The organism is Vibrio coralliilyticus ATCC BAA-450, assembly GCF_000176135.1.
In the GTDB taxonomy this organism is placed as follows: domain Bacteria; phylum Pseudomonadota; class Gammaproteobacteria; order Enterobacterales; family Vibrionaceae; genus Vibrio; species Vibrio coralliilyticus.
Window position 1 is genome coordinate 767,815 of record NZ_ACZN01000016.1, and the last position, 23,304, is coordinate 791,118.

Here is a 23,304-nt window from a genome sequence, read left to right on the forward strand (position 1 = left end):
GTGGGAGCCCTTTTTTACAAGGATTTTCTATGTCTGTTTGGGCTATGTTTCTGGTTGTTATTTCTGCTTTTCTTCATGCAGGATGGAACTTGCTCAGCAAAAGCAATAAAGCTTCGGGACCAGCTTTCTTTCTCGCCAGTAGTTCAGCGGCGGCGTTGCTGCTCACTCCTTATATCGTCTGGTACATTGATCAAGTTGGTGTCGATTCATTCCCTCAAACCTTCTGGTGGATTCTATTGGCAAGTGGTATTGCCCAGATGGTTTACATGCTGGGTCTTGGGTTCGCATACAAGCAAGCGGATATTGGCGTGATTTATCCTATTGCTCGGGCACTACCTGTATTGATGGTAGGCGCAGGTACGGTTGCTCTTGGTTATGATCTGTCAACGCTTAGTTGGGTTGGCTTCTCTCTGATCACACTCGGTTGTCTATTTGTTCCGTTAGAATCATTCAGGCAGTTTAATTTGCAGGGCTACCTCAATGCTGGTGTGTTGTTTGCTCTTATAGCTGCACTTGGAACCACGGGTTATTCGATTCTTGATAAAGAAGCTCTAGTAATTTTGGGTGATGCTTTTAAACAAGTAGTGAGTGATAAAGCCTCTGCGGTTTTCTATTTGGGGATACAGTTTTGGTCAATTGCGTTGTGTATCGCGAGCTATCTAGTAGTTGCTAAGCGATTTGATGACTTTAAAGATGCTTGGGCTATCAAGAAGCCTTCAGCCATCGCAGGCACAATGATGTCAACCACTTATGGGCTGGTGCTTTACGCAATGACAATGACGGAGAATGTGAGTTATGTGGTCGCGCTGCGTCAGCTTAGTATTGTGTTTGGGATGATATTTGGAATTATTTGGCTATCTGAAAAGTTTTTAGTTACTCGCCTATCAGGGACGATGTTGATCTTAGGTGGCTTAGTTTTGACCGTGCTTTGACAGGCTACAACTCATGTATTGGGTGGTTTGTTCTCAATAGTTGAGTAATTTTGTCAGCTTTTATTATGACATTTATTACTTATTTTATGAGAAATGATTATAAATAGTAAAAGTCTTCCGCTTTCTTCGTTCTAGACTCGAAATAATAAGTGATTGAAGTCACATAAATTTTTATTACTAGCATATCTTAGACCACTAAAACCCTAATTTTTATACAACAATCAGTTTTAAATAATCGTCGAATTTGTTGAATAACAAGTGCAAGATTTTCTAATCCCTATCGGTCTTCTTTTACGTACCATTTAGGTATTCGAGCAAGGTAATAAGGCTCGATTTTAAGGTAACTAAGGAGTCAGTTATGATTAAAGTAGTAAGTATTGCAACCATCTTAATGATCGCCTCAACTGCAGCTACAGCTGGTGGTTATCGTATGTATTCAGATACAAAAGTAGTTAACGGTGATTCAGCGATTTCGAAAGAAGCGGCTTATGCTCAAGGTCGAGATATCATTAGCGATATTGATTCAATGTCCTCGCAAGAGTTAACTCGTCATTTAAGTCTAGGATTATGGCACCCAGAAGTAACGCGCTCACTCGAAATTAAAGATTCAACTGTCACTTTGACAGAAAAAATGGGTGCAGATGGTCAGATTACTTATCAACCAGTTGTCCATGTTGATTATAACTACCGAGCATTCGATAGAGATTAAGTTCCTAAATTTATCTCGCTAGCACCTAATAAAAAGCCCCGGATATAAACCGGGGCTTTCTGTTTCATGAATCTATTAGCTTTCAGCTTCAACTAACTCAGGCTGCTCATCTGCACGAGCTGCATCTAGCATCTTACGAATGATGACAGAAGAAATCAGAGCAATTGCAACCATGACTACGGCTAGTACAGTTAGCAACTGGAAGTAATCACCGTAAACGTTTTGTACGATCTCTTGCGTTATTTCCTGGCCTTTTTCGAGTGCGATTGAGGTTGAGAATACCGCGCCCACGATACCACTCAATGCCATCGCCACTGAGAAGAGCGACACCGAGAAACCTTCAATGTGTTTTGGAGCGACTGAAAGGATAAAGGCGACTACCAAGCTACCAACGATAACTTCGGCAAATGCTTGGAAGAAGTGAATCGCTAAGAAGACTTCAGGACGAATCACAACGTCTTCACCAATGTTCATTACAGCCATTGTCAGAATACCAAAGGCGATAGCGGTGAAGATAAACGCAAAGCCGATCTTTGTCGCAGTGGAGAAGTTGATGCCTTTTTTCTCCAGAGAAGAAAACGTCATGGCAATCACAGGGCCCGCAACAATACACCAAAGTGGGTTCATTGCCATTGATGCTTCCGGAGCGATAGGGATGATGTTGAACAGGTCACCACGCATGGTGTTGATGGTTACCATGGTCATAGAGGTCATCATTTGACCGTAGTACACGAAGAAGCAGGTCGTGAGTACAGTCATGATAAGGATTGTGCCCATTTTCAACGCGTCTGACTTACCTGACTTGATCATTAATGTGATGAAATACAGGATAGCTGCAGCACCGATGGCGTAGACAATGTTCTGGCCAATATCCATGTTTGAGAACATGAAGAACACTAAGCCAACCATTGCTGCCGAAAGGGCAAAGAACGACAGCCAGTTTTTAAGACTCACAGAGTTCTTGTCGATATCTGCACCCACACCAACTAACTGTTTGTTGAAGATGACTAGAGTAACAAAAGCGAAACCAGCCATTACCGCAGACAGCATGAAGCTACCATGGAACCCGATTGCCAGGACAAACATTGGGAACAGATATTGGCCGAGAAGTGCACCGACATTGTTGACTGAGTAGTTGACGGGATAGCCGTTTTCGAAGTCTTCTTCAGTAGAAAAAGTGCGTTTGTATAGACTTGGGTAAGAAGGAGACATCAAACCACGCGCGTAGCTCGCCAGTGCGATACCGACAAGGCTCATTGGCACGTTCGTTGTTGATGCACCTAGCACGAGTAGCGTATAGCCAGTTGCAAAAGTGCCGTAAGCAATAGTGAGTGAACGGTAGGCTCCAAGGAATTTATCTGCTATGAAGCCACCCGCGATAGCGAACAGTGGACCGATAGAAGAGAAAGCCCCGACAACCATCATGGTGTCCGCTTCACTATACCCCAGATCTTCTAAGAAGAAGCGGGTCAGGATAACCATCACACCGTAGAATGATAAACCAAACATTGCTTGGCAGAACATCATTGATTTGTTGAGTTTATTCCACATAATAGTCTCATATAGTTGGTATAACACAGAATTAACATCTGATAATAATATCATCTGTGGCATGTTATAAATTGAAACAATTATCGCAGAAAATGCATTCGATGCACGAGTTTTTCTAAATCTCGCATAACTTTTTATAATGAAGTTGATCCAAAACGTTTGCGTCGGATAAGTATCACTTGCAAACCTTTTGTCAGGAGTCTGCATTTTCATTTTGGTGCACTAACCTTTGTGTTAGCCTGTCTGGCAATCTCGCTCTTATTGATAAGGAAAGTAATTCAATGAAGATCTTCAGCAATTTCGAAAGTGGCAGTATTGAAGTCGTCAATGCAGATGACAAAGATGCAATTCAACTTAAGATTCCTAATGACAACCAATCTGAATTTTATCAGTGGTTCCACTTTCGACTGGAGACAGAAGCCGAGCAGTCACATTCCATTCAGATTGTTGACCTGAAAAACTCTGCGTATCCAGAGGGTTGGAAGGATTATGACGTAGTGGCCTCTTATGACCGAGAAGAGTGGTTCCGAATTCCTGCCGAATTTGACGGAGATACGCTCAGTTTCACCGTGATTCCAGAGCATGGCTCAGTTTACTTCGCCTATTTTGCGCCTTATAGCTATGACCGACACCAAGATCTGTTGCATGCGGCGCAAAGCGCTCATCACTGCAAATTGGAAACTCTAGGTCATACTCTTGATGGTAATGACATGAGCTTACTGACTTTTGGTGAACCGGAAGAAGGTAAGAAGAAAATCTGGGTCATCGCCAGACAGCACCCAGGTGAAACCATGGCCGAATGGTTTATGGAAGGGATGATTCAGCGCCTGATTGATGATGAAGACACAGGTGCACGTGCGCTACTGGATAAAGCGGTACTTTATGTTGTGCCAAACATGAACCCTGATGGCAGTATCCGTGGCCATCTACGTTGCAACGCGATTGGTGTAAACCTTAACCGTGAATGGCAATCTCCAAGTATGGAGAAAAGCCCAGAAGTCTTTTTGGTAAGAGAGAAGATGCTTGAAACTGGTGTGGACATGTTCCTTGATATTCACGGCGATGAAGCGATTCCTTACAACTTTGTTGCGGGTTCAGAAGGCATTCCTTCTTATGATGAGCGACTAGCTTCACTTGAGACTGCATTTAAACAGGCACTGCATACTGTGACACCTGAATTCCAAGATGAGTTTGGTTATGACAAAGATGAGCCGGGTAAAGCTAACCTGACAGTAGGTTCAAATTGGGTAGCGGAGCAATTCAAGTGCTTGTCTTACACGATTGAAATGCCGTTTAAAGACAACAACGATTATCCCGATCCTCTTTATGGATGGTCGCCAGAAAGAAGTCTTCAGTTTGGTGCCGATACCTTGTCTGCAACGTTAGCGGTTTCTGACAAAATCTAGTTAGAAATCATTTGATTTAAAAAGCGCAGCCTGTCTGCGCTTTTTTGTTCGCGTTAGTAATACTATCGCTGAGCGAAAGATATCCTCGCTGGGCGATTGACACCGATATGCGTACCTTTTGAGTATCGATAACATAAGGTATTCAGCTATGTCACAGCATCCCTCATTTTGGTTTAAACAGGCTCTAGAGAGAGAGCATCCCCTTGATACGCAATCTTTGTCACAGGACATTACGGTTGATGTGGCTATTGTTGGCGGTGGTTATACCGGTTTATGGACTGCCATCATGCTCAAAGAGCAGCAACCTGAACTTGAGATCATCGTGATTGACAAAGGGCTGTGTGGCAGCGGGGCATCTGGTGCGAATGGTGGCTGTATGCTGACTTGGTCTACCAAATACCCAACGATGAAACGTTTATTTGGTGAGGATGAGGCGAAAAGACTCGTTAAATCATCTGAAGCTGCGGTATACGAAATCGAGCAATTTTGCCAACAGCATGGGATAGACGCAGAACTGCGCCGACAGGGCACTTACTACACCGCAACCAACACCGCTCAACGGGGCGCGATGCAGCCAGTGGTCGATGAACTTAGGCGACTAAATATCAGCAGTTGGCAAAAATGCAACGATGACGCTATCGCTCGGTTAGCGGGTTCTACGAAGCATATTGAAGGGTACTATTCGCCTGCGGCAGGGAGTGTTCAGCCAGCTTTATTGGTTCGTGGCCTTCGCCGAGTTGCTATCAAGAAAGGCATCAAAGTGTTTGAGAATACGCCAATGACGCAGCTTAACTTTGGCGCTCCTGCAACCGTTATAACTCCAAACGGCAACATCACAGCGGACAAAGTGGTCTTGGGCTTAAACGCTTGGATGGTTGAACACTTTAAACAGTTTAAGCGCAGTATTGTGGTGGTATCTTCCGATATGGTCATTACTGAACCGCTTGAAAATGCTCTTGAAAAGAGTGAGTTTGACCGGGGTGCAGCGGTAGTAGACTCTCGTATCTTTGTTCATTACTACCGAGACACCAAAGACGGAAGGCTCATGCTAGGTAAGGGCGGTAATCGGTTTTCGTTTGGTAATCGGGTTGAAAATATGTTTAACCAACCCACTCGATATTTCTCCATTTTGAATAAGTCGTTTAAGAAGCTATTTCCCCAGTTTAAAGAGGCCAAATTTGCCTACAACTGGACAGGTGGATCTGACCGTTCGGTAACGGGATTGCCCTTCTTTGGTCGTCTTCAGGAGCAGAAAAACATCTTTTATGGATTCGGTTATTCAGGCAATGGCGTAGTGCAGACCCGCATGGGCGGAAAGATATTGTCTTCTCTTGTACTTGGGAAAAATAATGATTGGACTCGAAGTGGGTTAGCACAAGGGCCGTTAGGGTCTTTTCCACCAGAGCCGATAAGGTGGCTAGGCGCCATGATGGTGAGAAATGCGGTACGAAGAAAAGAAGAAGCTGAAGATAATGAGCAATCGCCAATAGCCTGGGATAAATGGTTAGCAAAACTTGCAGGAGCTGCGGGTAAAGCAGATAAGGTTGAATAATACGTTTGTCATATAGTCTTGGCATGCTGAACGTTTTAACGGTCAAACTGCCTACCATGCGTTTCATCCCTCCTCTTAACGCTTTAAAAGCTTTCGAATCCGCAGCTCGGTTACAGAGCTTAACCAGAGCTGCGGAAGAACTTAATGTGACTCGGGCTGCTGTAAGTCAGCAAGTTAAGCAACTGGAAACTTATCTTGATGCGACCTTGTTTGAGCGTAAAGGCGCCAAGCTACTGCTAACGCAAGATGCTCAATACTACTTACCGCTACTGACCCAAATGTTTGAATCACTGTCGGTCGGAACAGAGCAACTTTTTCAACGCAAACACCGCCAAATGCTGAAGCTGAGCATTGCGCAAAGCTTCTGTTTTCAATGGTTAATTCCACGTCTCGAAGACTTTCGCCGCGAATATCCCAATGTAGAGCTTAAGGTATTCACCACATCCAACGCTTATCCGAATGGGAGTAACGTAGCGGACATTGAAATCATTAACGGACCTTTACCTCATGATGAAGTGAAGACAAAGCTACTGATGGAAGAAAGCTGGGTTCTGGTTGCGGCTCCGCGACTCGTTACATCCAAGCCGTTGAACACGCTGGAAGAACTTGCCGGGTGTGACAAAATTGCCACAACGGGTTACAAAGAAGACTGGCAATTCTGGTTCGATTACCACCAGTATATGGGAGCTGTAAAAGAGCCTTCGTTACAGTTTGATCACTCCCTTCTTTCTATTGAGTCAGCTGTTGCGGGGTTGGGTGTGCTGTTAGTGAAAGAGTTGTTGGTCGAAGAGCAGCTTATTCAGGGCAGTCTAGTGAAAGTAGGCGATAAAAAAGTGCCCAGTCGAGATGGGCACTATTTATTGCAGCGTGATCTTCACAATCCACTGGCTACTCAATTCTCTGAGTGGATCACCAAGAGTTTAGATTACTCACACGGTGGGGCCATATGAATAACCGCTAACCCGCCAAGTGACGTTTCACGATATTTCTTGATCATATCCTTACCCGTTTGATACATAGTAGCGATGACTTTATCTAGAGAGATTAAGCACTTGCTGGTTCGTTTCAGAGCCATGCGCGATGCATTAATCGCTTTCATTGCTCCCATCGCATTACGCTCGATACACGGCACTTGCACTAGGCCACCAATTGGGTCACAAGTCATACCCAATGAATGCTCCATAGCAATCTCTGCTGCAATACAGATCTGTTCATTGCTACCGCCTCTAAGTGCTGTCAAGCCTGCCGCAGCCATAGACGATGAAACACCAACTTCACCCTGACAGCCAACTTCAGCACCAGAAATGGACGCATTGGTTTTATAAAGAATACCAATCGCTCCAGCGACCGCGAGGAAATCTTTAATCTGCTTAAGGTCGAGTTCTTTGATAAATCGATGGTAATACATCAATACTGCTGGAATCACACCTGCGGCGCCATTGGTAGGCGAGGTGACTACCTGGCCACCTGCAGCGTTTTCCTCACTGACGGCAAAGGCAAATAAGTTAATCCAATCCATGATTTCCATTGGATCGTTTTCGATTGATTCGTTGGCTTCCAGTTTTTTGAGCAAGTTAGGCGCACGTCGGGTAACATTCAAGCCACCTTCTAGAATCCCTTCGGTTTCAAAGCCGCGTTGCATGCAGAGTGACATGACTTTCCATATCTGTTCTGCTTTGCGGTCAATTTCATCGGCGTCGAAAAAGCACACTTCGTTTTGCAGAATCATACCGCCAAGGCTGAATCCATTTTCCTCTGCCATGTTGAGCATTTCGTCTGCAGAGGTAAATGGATAGGGCACGTCGACCGATTGCTCACTGCCACCATTCTCCAGCTCTGCCGCTGTGGCAATGAAGCCGCCGCCGATAGAGTAGTAGGTTTCAAATGCGAGCTGTGTCCCAAACGAATCATAAGCTGTTATCGTCATACCGTTTTCATGTAACGGCAGGTTGTCGCTATGGAATACAATGTCACTCTCGTAGCCGAATGCAATGGTATGTGCGTCAGCTAATAGCAGCGAACCTTCGTCCAGCGTCTGTTCGAGTGCCTGTTTAGCACTGGTCATCTTGATGGTGTCTGGCCTGTTACCCATAAGCCCGAGTATCACTGCACGATCCGTGTGGTGACCTATCCCTGTCAAAGACAGAGAACCATACAGATCAACCTGTACTCTATGCACTTTCGACAGAGACTCGTTGAGCAGGCGCGTAAAGTGGTAACCGGCCAGCATAGGCCCGTTGGTGTGGGAACTGGATGGTCCAACTCCGACTTTAAAAATATCGAAAATCGACAGCATAAACTAACTTCCTGTTGATATGGCCTGTTGATCAGACTCTATTTAAATATAGTTAACAAAATATTAACCTTGCTAACGCTATCTACAAAGAAGATGTTTGTACAGTACTTCAGCAAGTTAGTATTAATAATTGAGAAGTGAGTAAATAATGAACATTCGTAATGTGGTTATTGTTCTTGGCAAGCGACTTGTTGGCAATGCTCTGACCGCTGAAGGGAAGTCACGTGTTGAAGCTTTGCCAAAGTTACTCAGTTCTTATGACCTGAATGAAACGGCATTGTTGTTTTGTGGTGGTGTGACGCCAGGTCAAACCACATCAGAAGCGATGGCAATGAGAGATTACTTCAAGCAATTACCGTCGGCGAAGATGTTCCATGACTTGAACATTATTCTAGAAAGTGATTCTCAGAATACGGTACAAAACATCCACAATGCTGCATTGAAGTTAAAGCAACTCGGCATAGAAGATCAACGTGTTGATGTGACACTCGTGTCCAATGATTACCATCTCAAGCGTATTTTTGAAATCCAGTCATTGATGGATGAACAGGGCTTGTTGCGTACCCTTAAACAGCACTGTGCAAGTTCTGGATTAAATCTGCATATTGACCAAGACATAGATCAGCATTGCAGTGTTATGTATCCGCATCAAGGTTTGTATGCTCAAGCGTTTTTATTGGTAGATGAGTTGACGACGTATCGAGTTTATTTAGAAGGGGTGGTGAACAGAGCGTTTGATAGGCCGTTAGATGATGTCAGGTGTTTGCCCGAAAAGTTGGCTTTGCGCGCTTTGTCATTACTGGAAGTGTTAAATCTGCCGGTGGAAATACAGGATAAGTTACAGTCCATGAAAGAGGTTGTCCTCACAACAACCTCAGAACTCGACTGTCACGCAATGGAATCGCGGTTGATGTATTTCCACCAAACGTTGACGTGGCTAAACAGGCAACTTGATCCAGAAAATCAGCGAAACTATAGCGTTAACGAACTCTCATGCTAATGCGAGTTTTCACAGCGGCGAGCGCAATGAGGCAGTAACAAAGTAGCTCCATGCTTTCCTCGGACACGTTCTTAACTTGTCGAATGTAGTGCTCGCCCATGACTGAGTGCCAGAAATGTCCCATACCGTACAGACGAGAAAATACGATCAGTAAAACGACGCCGCCAATCAAGAAATTCATGTGACGAGCGTTTAAAATCGTCGCCATTTCGTTGACAGTGTTCTTTCCTCCTCGATAAGCATAAATGCACGCAACAGCAGTGACGGCTAATGCTGGAAGCACCCAAGCACCGTGGAAAATCATATCAAACCAGACATCCATTTCACGTATCGCTAAAACAGTGAAAAAGCCACTAATTAAAGCCGCAGCATGAGTTATGTCTTTTCGCTCTCGCATCAGGCTGTAAAAAGCCCAGACTGAAATCACCAACATCATCAGTTGTAATGACTCCGTAATGGACGCTTCACCAAATCCGGCGTTTAGGTAGCTGAAATCAGCGCGAATCGATAAGTTAACCAAAATGCTGATTGCTACGATAATGAGCGCATTGAGTGCTGATTTATAAATAACTTTTTTGGATTGAAGCGAAATAGATTCGGAGGTAGTTGCTTGTTCCTCGTGCAGTGAGGGAGTTTTTTGCTTCATAATAACATCCAGTGTAGAACGGTATAAATGTGATGTGCGACACATTCTATTCCTCACTTTCACTGTTTTGTCAGTAAAATGTCATAAATAAAACACCGTTCATTAGTTGCATATTGTTACAGATTGAACTGATTGGTAAAGGAGTTATTGGCTGAATTGTCCCGAGACCACTCGAATTAGATGCTTCAAGTGGCTGGGGTGATTAATCGCGGTGGGTGTACGTATTAGCTCTCTGAAGATTTCTGGTGTTGGCGATAGTATTCCCACTGCTCGATTCGGTTGTCCGAAGAAAGGACACAGTAGGTAACACGTTTTTCATTTTCGCTCACGGTTTCTAGTTTCCCGCCTTGCTGCGCACAGTAGACGGAAGCCGGATTGGCAATAGAGGTGTAGCCTTTCACTTCATATTCATCAGGTTCACTAGCGCAGCCAGCGAGTGCTATTGCTGCTGCCGAGGTCAAAACCCAAGTCGCTTTTTTCATTCTCGTTCTCCAATCGAATCAATCAGTCGCATATCGAGTATAGAAGAGTAGATAAAAAACATTGCCTTAAGTTTGTTAAAAGATCGAAGGTGTCTAAAATTAAAATGTACTCATAGTACTTATCTATGAAACAAGTATTGAAGCAAAAGTACCAGTTATTCGAAATGTGTGCATTGTGCTGTGAAAGATAAGGATATAAAGATGTCGGAGCAGAAACATCGTTTAGTGACACGGAGTGATTTTGACGGACTAGTCTGTGCCGTTCTTTTGAAGCAACTTGAACTTATCGACGACATCAAGTTTGTTCATCCAAAAGACATGCAAGATGGCATCATAGAGATAACGCCGCAAGATATTGTCACCAACCTCCCATACGTCGCACAAGCTCATCTTGTGTTTGACCACCATCTATCTGAAATGATTCGAAATCCAGGTGAGAGACCTAATCATATTATTGACCCGAATGCGCCTTCAGCAGCGCGTGTGGTTTGGGAGCATTATGGGGGAGAGCAAACCTTCCCGACGGATTGGCGCGGTATGATGGAAGCGGTTGATAAAGGAGATTCAGCTCAGTTTTCGCGAGATGAAGTGTTGGATTCCACAGGCTGGAACCTGCTTAACTTTCTTATGGATGCCAGAACAGGGTTGGGGCGCTTCAAAAACTTTAGGATCTCCAACTACAACCTGATGATGGACCTGATTGAGTACTGCACGTCACACTCGATCGAAGAGATATTAGATCACCCTGATGTCAGGGAGCGTATCGATCTTTACAAAGAGCATGAGAATTTGTTCAAAGAGCAGATACAACGCTGTGCGACTGTCTACGACAATCTGGTGTTTCTCGATCTTACGGGAGAGGATGTCATCTTTGCCGGTAACCGGTTTATGATTTACGCCCTATACCCTCAATGCAATATTTCGATTCATAAGATGTGGGGATTTCAGAAGCAGAACACTGTGTTTGCGACAGGAAAATCGATATTTGATCGAAGCTCAAAAACTAATGTAGGTGAGCTGATGCTGAAATACGGTGGAGGTGGGCATAAAGCTGCTGGAACCTGCCAGATTGATAATGATAACGCGGAAAGCGTAGAGCGGGAACTCATCGAAGCCATTACTGCAGATGGCTAATAATTAGTGAAAGATTAAAAAAGAGCTCCTAATTGTTAGGAGCTCTTTTTATAGGTTAAAGTGGCATTACTCGGTTGCGCCCGAGTTGTTTTGCTTCATAGAGAAGCTTATCCGCTCGCTCAATGATCGAGTTAGGCATTTCACCCGGTTGCAATTCGGCTACACCAAATGAAGCGGTGATATTACCCACTTGCTTGCCAGAGCGTCTGTCTTTAATCGACAGTTTTTCTACTGAACGACGTAGACTCTCTGCAAATTGACGGGCGATTCTCAATTGCTTGTTGGGCATAATCAATGCGAACTCTTCACCGCCGAAGCGGTAGGCATGGATACCATCACGGCTACTAATCTGAAGGCGCTTAGCGATGCCTTTAATCACAGCATCCCCAAATAGATGACCATAAGTGTCGTTGTAGCTCTTGAAGTGATCGATATCGGCTAGAATCAGGCAAATTTTCTGTTCTGAGCGGCACAGCGTGTCCAAATCATTATCGAATGAACGACGGTTATATAGGCTAGTTAATCCATCAAACAAGGCGTCTTGTTGGACTTCAGCAAGTTGCGTTTTGAGTCGCTGAATTTCTTCGGTTGCCGTTTCGAGCTGGTTATTCAAAAAGTTAGTTGAGTGTCGGATCTCTTTAGATTCAGCCACTAACTGACGAATGACTTTCATCACTTCGTCGATAGACATGGCTTCATCGTCAACTTTTTCAAGGTTTTCAAAACTTTTGTCTATTACCTTAGAAAAGTGAGATGTATCGGCCAATGTATCTGTCATCGAAGAGGCTACTTGCCCAACCAGCACTTCAATGTTGGCCCGCAGATCTTTGATGTCAGTTTCTGCTCTGGCAGCGACATAATTATTATAAAGTTGCTCACCTGCTGCTGGTGGGCATATGCCGTAGTTCTCCAGAATGGTCTCGAGCTCACGGTTCATTTGAGGAATGGCATTCTCCACGTAGGTATACCACAACGCGTAATTGGCTGGCGTTGCGGCTACGTGGTTTTGCATCATAAGTGGGACAGCTTTTTTTAAGTTAGCGGTCGATTTTTTAAAATCGTCTTCTGTCATCTGATTATAAGAATTCTACGTTAACTACCGATTAACTTAAGATTAGCGGATTTACACCTGAGATGCTTGAGTTAATGTCAATAAAATTTGAATATTTAATAGAATTGATGAACTTACCGCAACAAAGTTCATCATACTAAAGTCCAGAACGCTTAACTTTCGGTATTACACTGCGACTTCAATTCGTTCTTTTGTGCTTCCTGATTCGAGCATGGCCGCACCTCTCAGCATAGCCTTAATTAAGTCACCTGCATTAAACTTCTCAAGAGCCTCATGTGCGCCAACCTGACGAGCTCTGTCGACACAAATTTCACTCGATAATGAAGTGTGAAGAATGATGTAGGTATTACTGAGTTGCTGTTCACTCTGGGTTTCAAACGCCAACTCATAACCGTCCAATCCAGGCATTTCAATATCGCTAACAAGAAGTTGAATTGGCTTGCCTCGTTCCGCTTCTTCTCGCATCAGTTCAAGCGCTTCAATGCCATTGTTTCGGATCTGATAAGAAATATTAATACTATCGAGTGCATCGGCGAGTTGTTTTCTTGCAATAGAGGAGTCATCAACGAGTAAAATACTCAGTGCTTTGAGCCGCTCTCGTTCGATATCGGTCAACATCGGAATCTTAGTAGATTCATATTGAGGGTAAATTTTCGACAAAAGGAGCTCTACATCGAGCATCTGTACAATCTGTTCTTCGAATCGCGTGATACCCGTAACGAAAACATTGCTACCTGCTGATTGAGGGGAAGGCTCAATAGAGCGCCAGTCACATTCGATGATTTTCTCAATCGAACGCACCATGAAGGCAACAACGGTTCTCAGACAATCGGTGACGATTAGATAGCAAGAATCGTATTCTTCTGGCTGGATTGGTCTAAAACCAATAGCGGCAGGCATATTAATCACAGGGATGGTTTTATCACGAATGGTGACTGTACCAATTACATGGTGATGTGAGTAAGGAATTTGAGTTGTCGGTTGATAAGGGACAATCTCACGAACCTTTAGTGTACCAATCGCAAATAGCTGTTCACTGCGAGTTAGCGTGAACATCAACATGCCTTGAGACTGATTTGCTTTACTGATTGTTTTTGCCATGACGGGCGTTTCTCAAATTTGATACTTTATAATATGAGATGGTAACGCATCTACGGTTCGAATCAATTAAGATAGGTCAATTAAGTCAGATTCTTTGATAGTTTGTGTGGATATTTAGTTAATAGGATGGTGATTCCGTGCTATTTCGTTACAATATGCGCCCTCAGATAGGCCCAATACATTGAGATTTTGACATGGCAAATACAGCGGCAGCTTTACACATTTTGGTAAAGCATAAAGAACAGGCTGAAGACATCATCAAGCAGTTGAAGAAAGGTGCGAAGTTTCAGACTCTGGCAAAAAAATACTCCACATGTCCATCTGGTAAAAAGGGTGGTGATTTAGGTGAGTTTCGCAAAGGTCAGATGGTTCCTCAGTTCGATAAAGTCTGCTTTAGCGGAGAAACGCTAGTACCACACTTAGTGAAAACCAAATTTGGTTGGCATGTAGTAAAGGTGCTATATCGAACTTAGCATAACTTTTATTCCTCTCAAAAAAGTAAGTACATAACCGTGTAACCTCCAGATTATTAAGGGGGGGGCATGGTGAAAGCTCTAACTGTTTAAGCTTTACAAATCCGTTGATTGGCTCATGTAGCCATACGGTGTTACTGTCAGTTTCGCCAGAAACAAACCTATTGATTGGATTTGTTTCTGGCTTAGTTACGTCAGTAATTGGAGTATGCTCAATAATACCGTAACCATTATCTTATTGATCTACGTAAGGAATATCCTTAATACCAATGTCTGGAAGGTTGTCTTTATCCAGATCATCTTTATCAGTGGTTGAACTATCGGTTGAGCTAATGTTTAGCCATACACAGACAGTAGGGCGAGTAATACTAGTGATTTCTTCATCATTGCTATCGTTTAGAACCGGAAACCGAAGCTAAGGCTAACTTGTGTAGGATCTGCGTATACAACGCTACCGTGTATACCGTGTTCGTAGTCGTACCTTAGAAACTCAAGGTTGAAATACACTTCATCCTTAACAATAACTGAAGTACCCAGACCGTAGTATGGAATTACGCTATTTGCTGATTGTGTGTAGCCGTTAGATAAAACATCACCGGTTGAGTACATCATGCCAAGAGGTAAGAATGGTTCTACTGATAAATACTCATTTACTTGGAAAGCCGTTTTTAGGCGAATACCACCTGTGTAATTAAATAGGTCTGCATTGTAACCGACACCATTAATGTTCTCGCTAGAGCTTGCGTGGTAGAACGCAGCGATGAAATCAACGTTCTTATGAAGACCAGTACCACCTTTGATGTTAAGGCCATTACCATCGGCTGTACCAGCGTCAATATTTGTGTAGCCAAACTCAATAAAAGACTTAGTTTCATCAGCAGTTGTGCCAAAAGAGAGTGAAAGAATAGATACTGCCAGAGCTGATTTTAGTTTAGACATAACTTCTTACTTAAAAAGCTTCCCTCTGAATAAATCTAGCGATCTCCATGCGCCAGATACACAATAAAACGGTGTTCAATATAGTGGGTGTGATTATATAGAGCAATTGCTCAATCGATAAAAAACCATTAAAAAGTATTGCAAAATGTGTGGATATAATTGGAGATGAATATAACCTTCAACACCATCAATTATTGATATGTTTTCAGTTATCATTCAGGAATCATTGGTTCTTTCTAAAGGGGGCGGCGGAGGCTCGCACTCGGTGTATTGAATGGCAAAGTAAGATTAGAGAGTTGTCCGATGCGTAATATAGGAGTAGCTTCTAAACTGTGGTCTAAAATTAGGTATAATAGGACTCAGGTTTTTACCGCACTTAAAAAACACCCCGCACTGGCGGGGTGTTTTGGATCTAGTGAATTATAGTTCGGTCCAGGCTTGGTCCCAGTAAAGCCCTGTACCCGGTGCGTAGGCCCATGCTTCTCCTGCACACCATCCTGTGTATGGGTGAGGTTTACACTCGTAGCTGTTTCCTGCGTTAGTTACGCGGTCACCAGCCTCATATGCAGTACCTTCAACATATTGAGGGTATTCTCCCGGGTTACCACCATCACCTTTGGCTTTGACAAGAATTGAGAGACTTGCAGTGTCAGAGTCAGTTCCATCAGAAACAGTCACTGAAACTAGAACATTGGTATCTTGCGTAAACTCAGGGGCAATAAAGCTTGCACTGTTGCCATTCTCATTAAGCGTAACGTCAGAGGAAGACCAGCTATAGGTTAAGTTGTCACCGTCTGCATCAGAGCTACCTGATGCATCTAAAACAACATTGTCGCCAGCTTCCGCTTGAGTAGGACCACTGATATCAGCGACAGGTGGTGTGTTTTCTGGCTCGCTGCCAAATTCGGCTTTGACGTTAACTGTGTCATATGAGGTTGCATTTTCATCATCCTTCACAGTTAGTTTAAAGCTATAGGTGTCATTTGCGCCTGTATCCGGAATAGAAACAGTTGCAACAGCTTTGTCTGCATCGCCGATGTTAAGATCATTGCCGGCAATCTGTTCCCATTTGTAGGAAACGATACTGCCATCATTGTCACGCGAGCCTGAACCATCAAGCTGAACAACTTGAGCAGTGTTGACAACGATGTCATCACCCGCGTCGGCGACTGGCGGTTGGTTGCCCGGCTCTCCACCTTCAAGTAGCCCACGTTGCATGGCATTGAGGATATCGCCGTTGTCTCCATCGATCTCCCATGAGAACAAGCCCGCAAACCCTTGAGAGCGCACATAAGCTGCTTTTGCTTCAACAGAACGAGCATCATCATAGGTGATCACTTCACCGGTAGACTCTTTATAGAGGTAAGGAGCTTTTGCTGGCTCGTCGTAGAATTGTTCAACACCAGATTTACCTAGGTAGTCCGTGACGATGTCTTTGTAGTCGATCACGCCAGCCTCCCAGCTGCCAACAATTGGGCCGTTGCCAACGCCAGTAATAGGATTGGATGTATCCGTCATACTATCTCGAGTGACACCGCTCCAGCCGCGACCATACATTGCAGCACCTAATACGAGCTTGCTTGGAGATACACCTTGCTTGAGCAGTTCTTTTACGCCGTTATCCGTAGTGTATTCTGGGCCGTCATCAGGTGTTAATGTTCCTTCACACTGAGCTGCTGTGATGTGCGAACCACAGTATAGAGCAGCTTGATGACCAAGGTTGTTATCCCACGCCCCGTAGAAGTCATAAGTCATGACAAAGAGGTAATCCATGTACTGAGTTGCATCTGGGTAGTGTACGTCTTCGATTTTATCCCATCCCGCCCCAATAGCTGAGGTCAGCTCATACGTTCTCCCAGTTTCAGCGGACAGAGTATCAAGCATTTGGCGTAGCTCTTTCATCAAATCAACGTACGCTTGGCCATCTTTTTCTGGGTCACCTAAGTCTGGGTTTGCTCCTGTACCACCAGGGTATTCCCAGTCAATGTCAACGCCGTCATAGAACTTCCAAGTAAGAAGGAATTCTTTGACAGATGCGACGAAGGTATCGCGATTCTTTTTGTCGGTGAATCCGAAGAAGGGGTCGGACAGCGTCCAACCACCGATAGACGGGAGAATTTTCAGATCAGGGTAGCGTTGTTTTAATGCCATCATCTGACCGTATGTTCCTTTAATCGAAGAATCGGCAGTGCCTGGTAGGCTAGAGCCAAAAGCGCCCCATTGATCATGAACGACGACTTCGTAGTCTTGAGAATCGCCACAAGCTAGTTGAAGTGCTCTTTGCGAGTTTTGATCGGTTAATGATTCATTTGGACCACAGATAGGCACAAATCCGTAGATGATGTGTGTCAGATTGTCGGCTGGAATGTTATCAACCGTGAATTTGCGATCATACTGGCTCCATTCGACAAAATAGGTACCCACAACTGTGCCGTCTGGTTGTGGAGGGAAAGATTGGTTATTGCTGTCGACATTCATAACCAGCGGTGCCATGCCTTTGCCGTCAGTATCCGTCACCGTAATTTGGTGCACGGGAGAAGTCGAACACTCCCCGTCAGCATCACATATGTTGACAGTCATATCATATTGGCCTGCTTCATCTATCTGTACTTGCGTATCTCCAGAAAAAGCAGATCCTGTAGGACCATTAATTGGGGCAGAAAAGATCACTTCATTGTTAAGCCTGACTTGCCACTCGGTTGCTGGCGTCCCACCGTTGTACCAAACATCCCACTCAACAGGAAAGGTAACTTGTTCATGCCTCACCACGGTTTTCTTGTATGACTGTTGGCCTGCTTCTCCGTTAATCTCAACAAATGATTGGCTTTTTACACTGGTCATGTTCCAGTCTAATGCTGCTGCAGAGGGAGCCGCCTGCACATTGACACTGGCCGTACCTAGACTGAGTGCAATCACTAAAGATAGAGGTTTCAGTATGCCTCTCTTACCAAACTGACGACTTTTATTCTTATCCATTGTTCTTTTCCTTTAATTCAACCCTATGTTCAAGCCTGAAAATAATTTCAATGGGAACTTATTTAGCAGACTAATTTAATCTAGAAGGGCTTTAAAAAAGGTTAAAAAGGCAATTTTTCAATATGGAACTAATGGTGGCAATTAATATTATTTCATAATTGATTATTGGACTTTCCCTAAACTAGGTGGCAGTCCGAAATAGAATTAAAGCTCTATTATTCTCGCTAATATTGTTAAAAATGGATGGTGGAGTTTTGACGGCTTTGGCGGAGTGGTTATATAGCTTAATAGACATCAAAGAAATAGGTCTATTTAACTTTAAACTTATTAATAGCTTAATGGTGTTGCTAAATGACTGTATTAAACTGCTTGTAGTTTGATTTGTTCGACGGTTCTTGGCCAGTCATTAACTGTAAATCATCATAAAATAACATGGCATAGTGGCAGTTTTATTTAATTTGAGTAGGGCACATCATGACGTGTTCGTCCTTCTTGTGGATTAAGCAAGCTTGAAGTGTGAGTCAGCGAGAACGATTTATGTTTCTCGCTGATTTGAATAGTTGAGTAACTCGAAGCCTATGGAACGATATTGAAGGGGTCAATAAGCTCGATTAAAACCGCCGTCCAGCACGATGTTTTGACCTGTCATGTGGTTAGCGATGGGCCCGAGCAGCGCTAAAATACCATCAATGACATCTGTTACCGATGCGTATTTTCTAAGTGGGATATTAGACACTTCGTTCTCCATCAGTTCTTCAAACGATAGATTCTGGTCGAGAGCTTTTTGCTCCATCTTCTGCGTATAGCTTTGAGTCATTACACCACCAAGGGAGAGGGTATTAACGGATATACCTTTCTCGGCCAGTGACAACGCCATGGTTTTCGCTTGTCCGACCCAAGCGCTGCGTAAGCAATTGTTTATTGAGTAGTGTGGAAGTGCGGCTTTGGAGCTGATTCCTGAAACGAAAACGATGGAAGCTCTCTCCTTCAACTTATCTTGCTCGACAATCTGACGAAGCAAACGCAGGGGCGAAATAAAGTAGTTATTGAAATACTTTTGCCACTTTTCATCGTCAGGAAACACTTCTTTGGAAGGTGGGATTCTTGGGATAAAGAACACCACACCATCAAACTTATCAGAGTCTTTGATTGCTAAAGCACATTCATCAATGGAACTGGGACTGAAGAAATCGAGTGCACTCGTTTGTACGGGGTGCTGAAACTCATGGCTAGAGACAATATCATCTAGTTTAGAAATATTTCTTGCGGCCAAAAAAAGTGAATGCTCTTGAGCGAGCTCGAGAGCTAAGCTAGATGCGATTCCGCCTGTCGCACAAGTGATAAGATAATTTTTCATATAAGATGTTCTTCGTACTAGCAGGTTTGTTTTCAGGATATGTTGATAAACACTATTCTTTTTATTGCTTACTGAGAATCCGACACAATAATATCGTTCGGTACTTTACGGAAAGCAATCTTATTTGTATGTTCTCACCTATAGAAAAAGCCAGCCACTTATGTGACTGGCTTCTAAATTGAGTAGTGCCTAAAACTACAAATACGCTTTCAGCTTTTCAACAAGCAACTTAATGTCAGTCTCAGAAACGTCTTTATGAGTCACAAAGCGTATTGGGTTTCCTGGCGAAACGGTAATGCCATCTTCGCTCAATTTATTTGCAATAGCGTGGATATCAACGTTGTCGTCCAGCTTAGCAAATACAATATTAGTCTGAACGAACTCAGGGTTGACGTGGAAACCTGGAAGTTGACTCAGTTCTGTGGCTAGCAGTTTTGCGTTGGCATGGTCAACTTTCAGCTGTTCGACTTGTTCGGTCAACGCCAGTTTACCTGCAGCAGCCAGAATGCCAGCCTGACGCATACCACCACCGACCATTTTGCGTAATCGGCGAGCCTTAGCGATATAAGCTTTGCTGCCAAGAAGTAATGAGCCGATAGGTGCAGAAAGGCCTTTTGACAGGCAGATTGTCATCGAGTCAAAGTGCTTTGCGATTTCTCGAATATCAACATTGAGTGCAACAGCTGCATTGTATGCACGAGCTCCGTCTAGATGGAGTGATAGGCCGTGTTGATCAACAAACTCTCGGGCTTGTGCGAGGTAAGACAGTGGAAGCACTTTACCATTGATGGTGTTCTCTAAGCTTAATAGTTTAGTTCGAGCAAAATGGCTATCATCTGGTTTGATTGCTGCTCTTAGTTTGTCGAAATCAAGGGTACCATCTGGGTTATTTTCGATGGGTTGCGGTTGAATAGATCCTAACACGGCGGCACCGCCAGCTTCGTATTTGTAGTTGTGGGCCTGCTGGCCACACAGGTATTCGTCACCACGGTCGCAATGTGACATCAAACCAAGCAAATTTGCCTGTGTGCCCGATGTGGTAAAAAGCGCTGCTTCAAACCCGTGGCGCTCTGCAACCCACGCTTCTAATTCATTAACGGTCGGGTCGTCACCGTATACGTCATCACCGACTAACGCGTCAGCCATGGCTTGTCTCATTGCTTGGGTGGGTTTGGTGACGGTATCCGAACGGAAATCCATGTGCTTTCTCCTATATGTATCCACACAGTTTTGCTTTACTTAAACATGCGATCGTTTTGGCATCGGTGATTTCGCCTTCGATAATCTTTTGTTCGATTTCGCTAACAGGCAGAGACAACACCTCAATGACTTCATCATCGTCGCAATTAAATCTTGTTACCTCGGACAGGCCTTTTGCGACAAACAGATATTGAATCTCGTCGCAAAACCCAGCCAAAGGTGTGACTTGCCCTAGAGATATCATGGTTTCTGCGCTGTAACCAGTCTCTTCTGCTAATTCTCTTACTGCACAGAGCTCAACAGGTTCGTTAGGTTCAATCGTACCAGCCGGTAATTCAAGTAGCCATTTTTTGAGAGAAGGGCGGTACTGATTAATTACAATAATATTGCCATTATTTTCTATCGGTAATATGACGGCTGCGCCAGGGTGAGAAATCGTGGTGTGAGTAATGGTTTTACCATTAGGTAGTGTGGTTTGCTCTTCCTGAAGGGAGATACCCTTCCAAGTGTGTAGAATATTCAAAGGTGTGTCCATAGTATTCTTAACGTGACTCATTAATTGAGATGCGGCCTTACATTACAGCCTACAAATAGTGAATAAAAGGTTAATAAGGGGTGTGACTCAAATATGAGACACTCTCCCAGTGACTTGTCTCCCAAAATTGCAAACTTTGATTTCAACAAGTTACGTGAAACTGGCTTCTGTTATAAAGATGGGTCAAAACTAAAAAATGCACTTGTAACAAAATGATAACAAATGTATAAAAGTATACATATATTCAGTTCTGGTCGAAGTCAGAGGAGCGCAGAATGATTAGCCCTACCAGAGTCTCCCACTCGCAAAAAGCGTTGCTCTCTGAACGAATTAACAAACTGGCTCATGCCTTATCCGATGGTGTCTACGAGCGTGAAGATACCATCAAAATGTGTTTGCTCGCGGCTTTGGCGGGTGAAAGTGTTTTCCTCTTAGGCCCTCCGGGCATCGCAAAAAGCCTCATTGCGAAACGCCTTATCCAAGCATTCGACAATTCTTCCTATTTTGAATACTTGATGACTCGTTTTTCAACACCTGAAGAGGTGTTCGGACCTCTGAGCATTCAAGAACTTAAGGATAATGGACGCTATTTACGCCTGACAGAAGGGTATTTGCCGACGGCTCAAGTCGTCTTCTTGGATGAGATTTGGAAGGCTGGCCCTGCGATTCTCAACACGCTTTTGACGGTGGTGAATGAAAAGACCTTCAAAAATGGTAGTGATGTAGAGCGTGTTCCAATGCGTCTGTTGGTGTCAGCATCTAATGAACTGCCGGATGAAGACAGTGGTCTGGAAGCGCTATATGACCGAATGTTAGTCCGCATCTTTGTTAATCGCATTCAGAACAAACAAAACTTTAAATCGATGCTGACAGTAGGTACGCCGCAGGAAGCACAAATCCCTGAAGGCTTGGCAATTACTGATGAAGAGTATCATTTGTGGCAATCTGAGCTTGAAAAACTTGAACTGAGCGACGAAGTATTTGAAAAACTTTATGAGCTCAAAGAAATGCTAGAGCAATCAGCGACCGAAGGGATGGGTGTTGATGTCTCTGATACCGATATGTATGTCTCAGACCGCCGTTGGAAAAAAGCCGTTAAGTTGCTTAAAGCAAGTGCCTATTTTAATGGTCGCGATAGCGTCAATCCACTCGATCTCTTGCTGTTGCAAGACTGCTTATGGAACAGCCCTGAGTCAAGAGAAGTGGTGCAGCGAGTCGTGAAAGAGTTTGCTCTTAAACAGGCTTTTGACCAACAAGAAGTGGAGCAACAGATCAGCTTATGCCGTGAGGAGTTAGCGGAAGTTCAGGAAGAATTAGAGTCTGAATTTGGTATTATGTTGTCTATGGAATCGACCACGGGCTTGTTAAAGAAACAAATCCATAGCTATGACATATCGGATGCAAAAAGCTATAAAGTGGGTAGCGCCTTTGATCTAGTCAAACTGGTGCTACTGCAAAGCAATATGTCAGTGTCTGAATCTGAGAAAGGCGACAGCCGCTGGGTTTACGTTCCGAAGAATGAACTGGAGCGCGTGATTAAAGAAGGCCATGGAGATGTGTACGGGTATGTGAATCAGAACACCAATATGTGCCGTTTACGTTTTGATATTGATGCTGGCAATAATCTCGTCATTAAAGACATCGCTAATCGCGCGGTATTGGTTTCTGTTGTTACGCGGAAAGGTCTCGACGACGGTCTGTATCAAAGTTGGCTGACTAAGTCAGAGCAGGCTTTGGCTCAGCTTGAACACGCCGAGCATCATCTGCTTAAAGTACGTTCTAACTTTCATGGCGCTCTCCCACATAGTTTTATTGACCAAGACTTACCTCGCGCGATGGAAGCCAGCCTCCAGCACATTCAGCATGTTCTGGAATCGACAAAAACCGAATGCGAGCGCACGGTTCTCCGTTTTAGAAACCTAAATCAATTCTTCTCTTAAAGG

20 protein-coding genes are annotated in these 23,304 nt (G+C 43.9%); 9 read left to right on the top strand and 11 right to left on the bottom strand.

From position 1 onward, the window contains the following. Positions 1-29 precede the first annotated feature (29 nt). Positions 30-932 (top strand): EamA family transporter, encoded by a 903-nt coding sequence (locus VIC_RS14640; protein WP_006960764.1) that lies wholly within the window; start codon positions 30-32, stop codon positions 930-932. Between the two features lie 358 nt (positions 933-1,290). Further along, positions 1,291-1,641, top strand: a complete 351-nt coding sequence (locus tag VIC_RS14645; RefSeq protein ID WP_006960765.1) for a DUF3316 domain-containing protein — start codon at positions 1,291-1,293, stop codon at positions 1,639-1,641. Between the two features lie 75 nt (positions 1,642-1,716). On the opposite strand, the gene VIC_RS14650 is transcribed toward VIC_RS14645, so the two are convergent. Beyond that, positions 1,717-3,192 carry a peptide MFS transporter gene (locus VIC_RS14650; protein WP_006960766.1) on the bottom strand — a complete coding sequence of 492 codons (1,476 nt, stop codon included), beginning with the start codon at positions 3,190-3,192 and terminating at the stop codon, positions 1,717-1,719. Positions 3,193-3,473: 281 nt separating this feature from the next. Between VIC_RS14650 and VIC_RS14655 the strand changes: the two genes are divergently transcribed. The 3 genes from VIC_RS14655 (at position 3,474) to VIC_RS14665 (ending at position 7,100) form a co-directional block, all read left to right on the top strand. After that, a complete protein-coding gene (locus VIC_RS14655; protein WP_006960767.1) occupies positions 3,474-4,598 on the top strand; it encodes a M14 family metallopeptidase in 1,125 nt (374 codons plus the stop codon). 148 nt (positions 4,599-4,746) lie between these two features. Next, a complete protein-coding gene (locus VIC_RS14660; protein ID WP_006960768.1) occupies positions 4,747-6,150 on the top strand; it encodes an FAD-dependent oxidoreductase in 1,404 nt (467 codons plus the stop codon). Positions 6,151-6,206: 56 nt separating this feature from the next. Further along, positions 6,207-7,100 carry a LysR substrate-binding domain-containing protein gene (locus VIC_RS14665; RefSeq protein ID WP_039952067.1) on the top strand — a complete coding sequence of 298 codons (894 nt, stop codon included), beginning with the start codon at positions 6,207-6,209 and terminating at the stop codon, positions 7,098-7,100. On the opposite strand, the gene VIC_RS14670 is transcribed toward VIC_RS14665, so the two are convergent. Further along, complete coding sequence (locus VIC_RS14670; protein WP_006960770.1) at positions 7,076-8,446, bottom strand: L-serine ammonia-lyase; 1,371 nt, start codon at positions 8,444-8,446, stop codon at positions 7,076-7,078. The two genes, VIC_RS14665 and VIC_RS14670, sit on opposite strands and share 25 nt — an antisense overlap. A gap of 148 nt (positions 8,447-8,594) precedes the next feature. Between VIC_RS14670 and VIC_RS14675 the strand changes: the two genes are divergently transcribed. After that, positions 8,595-9,446 carry a YdcF family protein gene (locus VIC_RS14675; RefSeq protein WP_006960771.1) on the top strand — a complete coding sequence of 284 codons (852 nt, stop codon included), beginning with the start codon at positions 8,595-8,597 and terminating at the stop codon, positions 9,444-9,446. On the opposite strand, the gene VIC_RS14680 is transcribed toward VIC_RS14675, so the two are convergent. Both VIC_RS14680 and VIC_RS14685 read right to left on the bottom strand, forming a co-directional pair. Then, the gene (locus VIC_RS14680) at positions 9,427-10,092 is read right to left on the bottom strand and encodes a hypothetical protein (protein ID WP_050778625.1); all 666 of its coding nucleotides are present in this window, start codon (positions 10,090-10,092) and stop codon (positions 9,427-9,429) included. The two genes, VIC_RS14675 and VIC_RS14680, sit on opposite strands and share 20 nt — an antisense overlap. Positions 10,093-10,316: 224 nt before the next feature. Beyond that, positions 10,317-10,574: a putative hemolysin gene (locus VIC_RS14685; RefSeq protein WP_006960773.1), complete on the bottom strand. Its 258-nt coding sequence runs from the start codon at positions 10,572-10,574 to the stop codon at positions 10,317-10,319. Between the two features lie 201 nt (positions 10,575-10,775). On the opposite strand from VIC_RS14685, the gene VIC_RS14690 reads away from it, so the two are divergent. Continuing rightward, positions 10,776-11,708: an exopolyphosphatase gene (locus VIC_RS14690; RefSeq protein WP_006960775.1), complete on the top strand. Its 933-nt coding sequence runs from the start codon at positions 10,776-10,778 to the stop codon at positions 11,706-11,708. Between the two features lie 55 nt (positions 11,709-11,763). On the opposite strand, the gene VIC_RS14695 is transcribed toward VIC_RS14690, so the two are convergent. Both VIC_RS14695 and VIC_RS14700 read right to left on the bottom strand, forming a co-directional pair. Then, complete coding sequence (locus tag VIC_RS14695; protein WP_006960776.1) at positions 11,764-12,780, bottom strand: GGDEF domain-containing protein; 1,017 nt, start codon at positions 12,778-12,780, stop codon at positions 11,764-11,766. 165 nt (positions 12,781-12,945) lie between these two features. Next, on the bottom strand, positions 12,946-13,881 hold the full coding sequence (locus VIC_RS14700) for a chemotaxis protein (RefSeq protein ID WP_006960778.1): 936 nt from the start codon (positions 13,879-13,881) through the stop codon (positions 12,946-12,948). Between the two features lie 194 nt (positions 13,882-14,075). On the opposite strand from VIC_RS14700, the gene ppiC reads away from it, so the two are divergent. After that, positions 14,076-14,354: a peptidylprolyl isomerase PpiC gene (gene ppiC, locus VIC_RS14705; protein ID WP_004745652.1), complete on the top strand. Its 279-nt coding sequence runs from the start codon at positions 14,076-14,078 to the stop codon at positions 14,352-14,354. A gap of 396 nt (positions 14,355-14,750) precedes the next feature. Here the strand turns inward: ppiC and VIC_RS14710 are convergent, their stop codons facing one another. The 5 genes from VIC_RS14710 to VIC_RS14730 form a co-directional block, all read right to left on the bottom strand. Then, positions 14,751-15,293, bottom strand: a complete 543-nt coding sequence (locus VIC_RS14710; RefSeq protein ID WP_006960780.1) for an outer membrane beta-barrel protein — start codon at positions 15,291-15,293, stop codon at positions 14,751-14,753. 420 nt (positions 15,294-15,713) lie between these two features. Continuing rightward, positions 15,714-18,269 (bottom strand): glycosyl hydrolase family 18 protein, encoded by a 2,556-nt coding sequence (locus tag VIC_RS14715; protein ID WP_006960781.1) that lies wholly within the window; start codon positions 18,267-18,269, stop codon positions 15,714-15,716. A gap of 598 nt (positions 18,270-18,867) precedes the next feature. Beyond that, positions 18,868-19,626 (bottom strand): SDR family oxidoreductase, encoded by a 759-nt coding sequence (locus VIC_RS14720; protein WP_006960782.1) that lies wholly within the window; start codon positions 19,624-19,626, stop codon positions 18,868-18,870. Between the two features lie 195 nt (positions 19,627-19,821). Beyond that, positions 19,822-20,826 (bottom strand): low-specificity L-threonine aldolase, encoded by a 1,005-nt coding sequence (gene ltaE / locus VIC_RS14725; RefSeq protein ID WP_006960783.1) that lies wholly within the window; start codon positions 20,824-20,826, stop codon positions 19,822-19,824. Positions 20,827-20,836: 10 nt separating this feature from the next. After that, the gene (locus VIC_RS14730; RefSeq protein WP_006960784.1) at positions 20,837-21,361 is read right to left on the bottom strand and encodes an NUDIX hydrolase; all 525 of its coding nucleotides are present in this window, start codon (positions 21,359-21,361) and stop codon (positions 20,837-20,839) included. A 275-nt stretch (positions 21,362-21,636) separates the two neighbouring features. On the opposite strand from VIC_RS14730, the gene VIC_RS14735 reads away from it, so the two are divergent. Continuing rightward, the gene (locus VIC_RS14735) at positions 21,637-23,301 is read left to right on the top strand and encodes an ATPase RavA domain-containing protein (RefSeq protein ID WP_006960785.1); all 1,665 of its coding nucleotides are present in this window, start codon (positions 21,637-21,639) and stop codon (positions 23,299-23,301) included. The last annotated feature ends 3 nt before the right edge of the window (positions 23,302-23,304 follow it).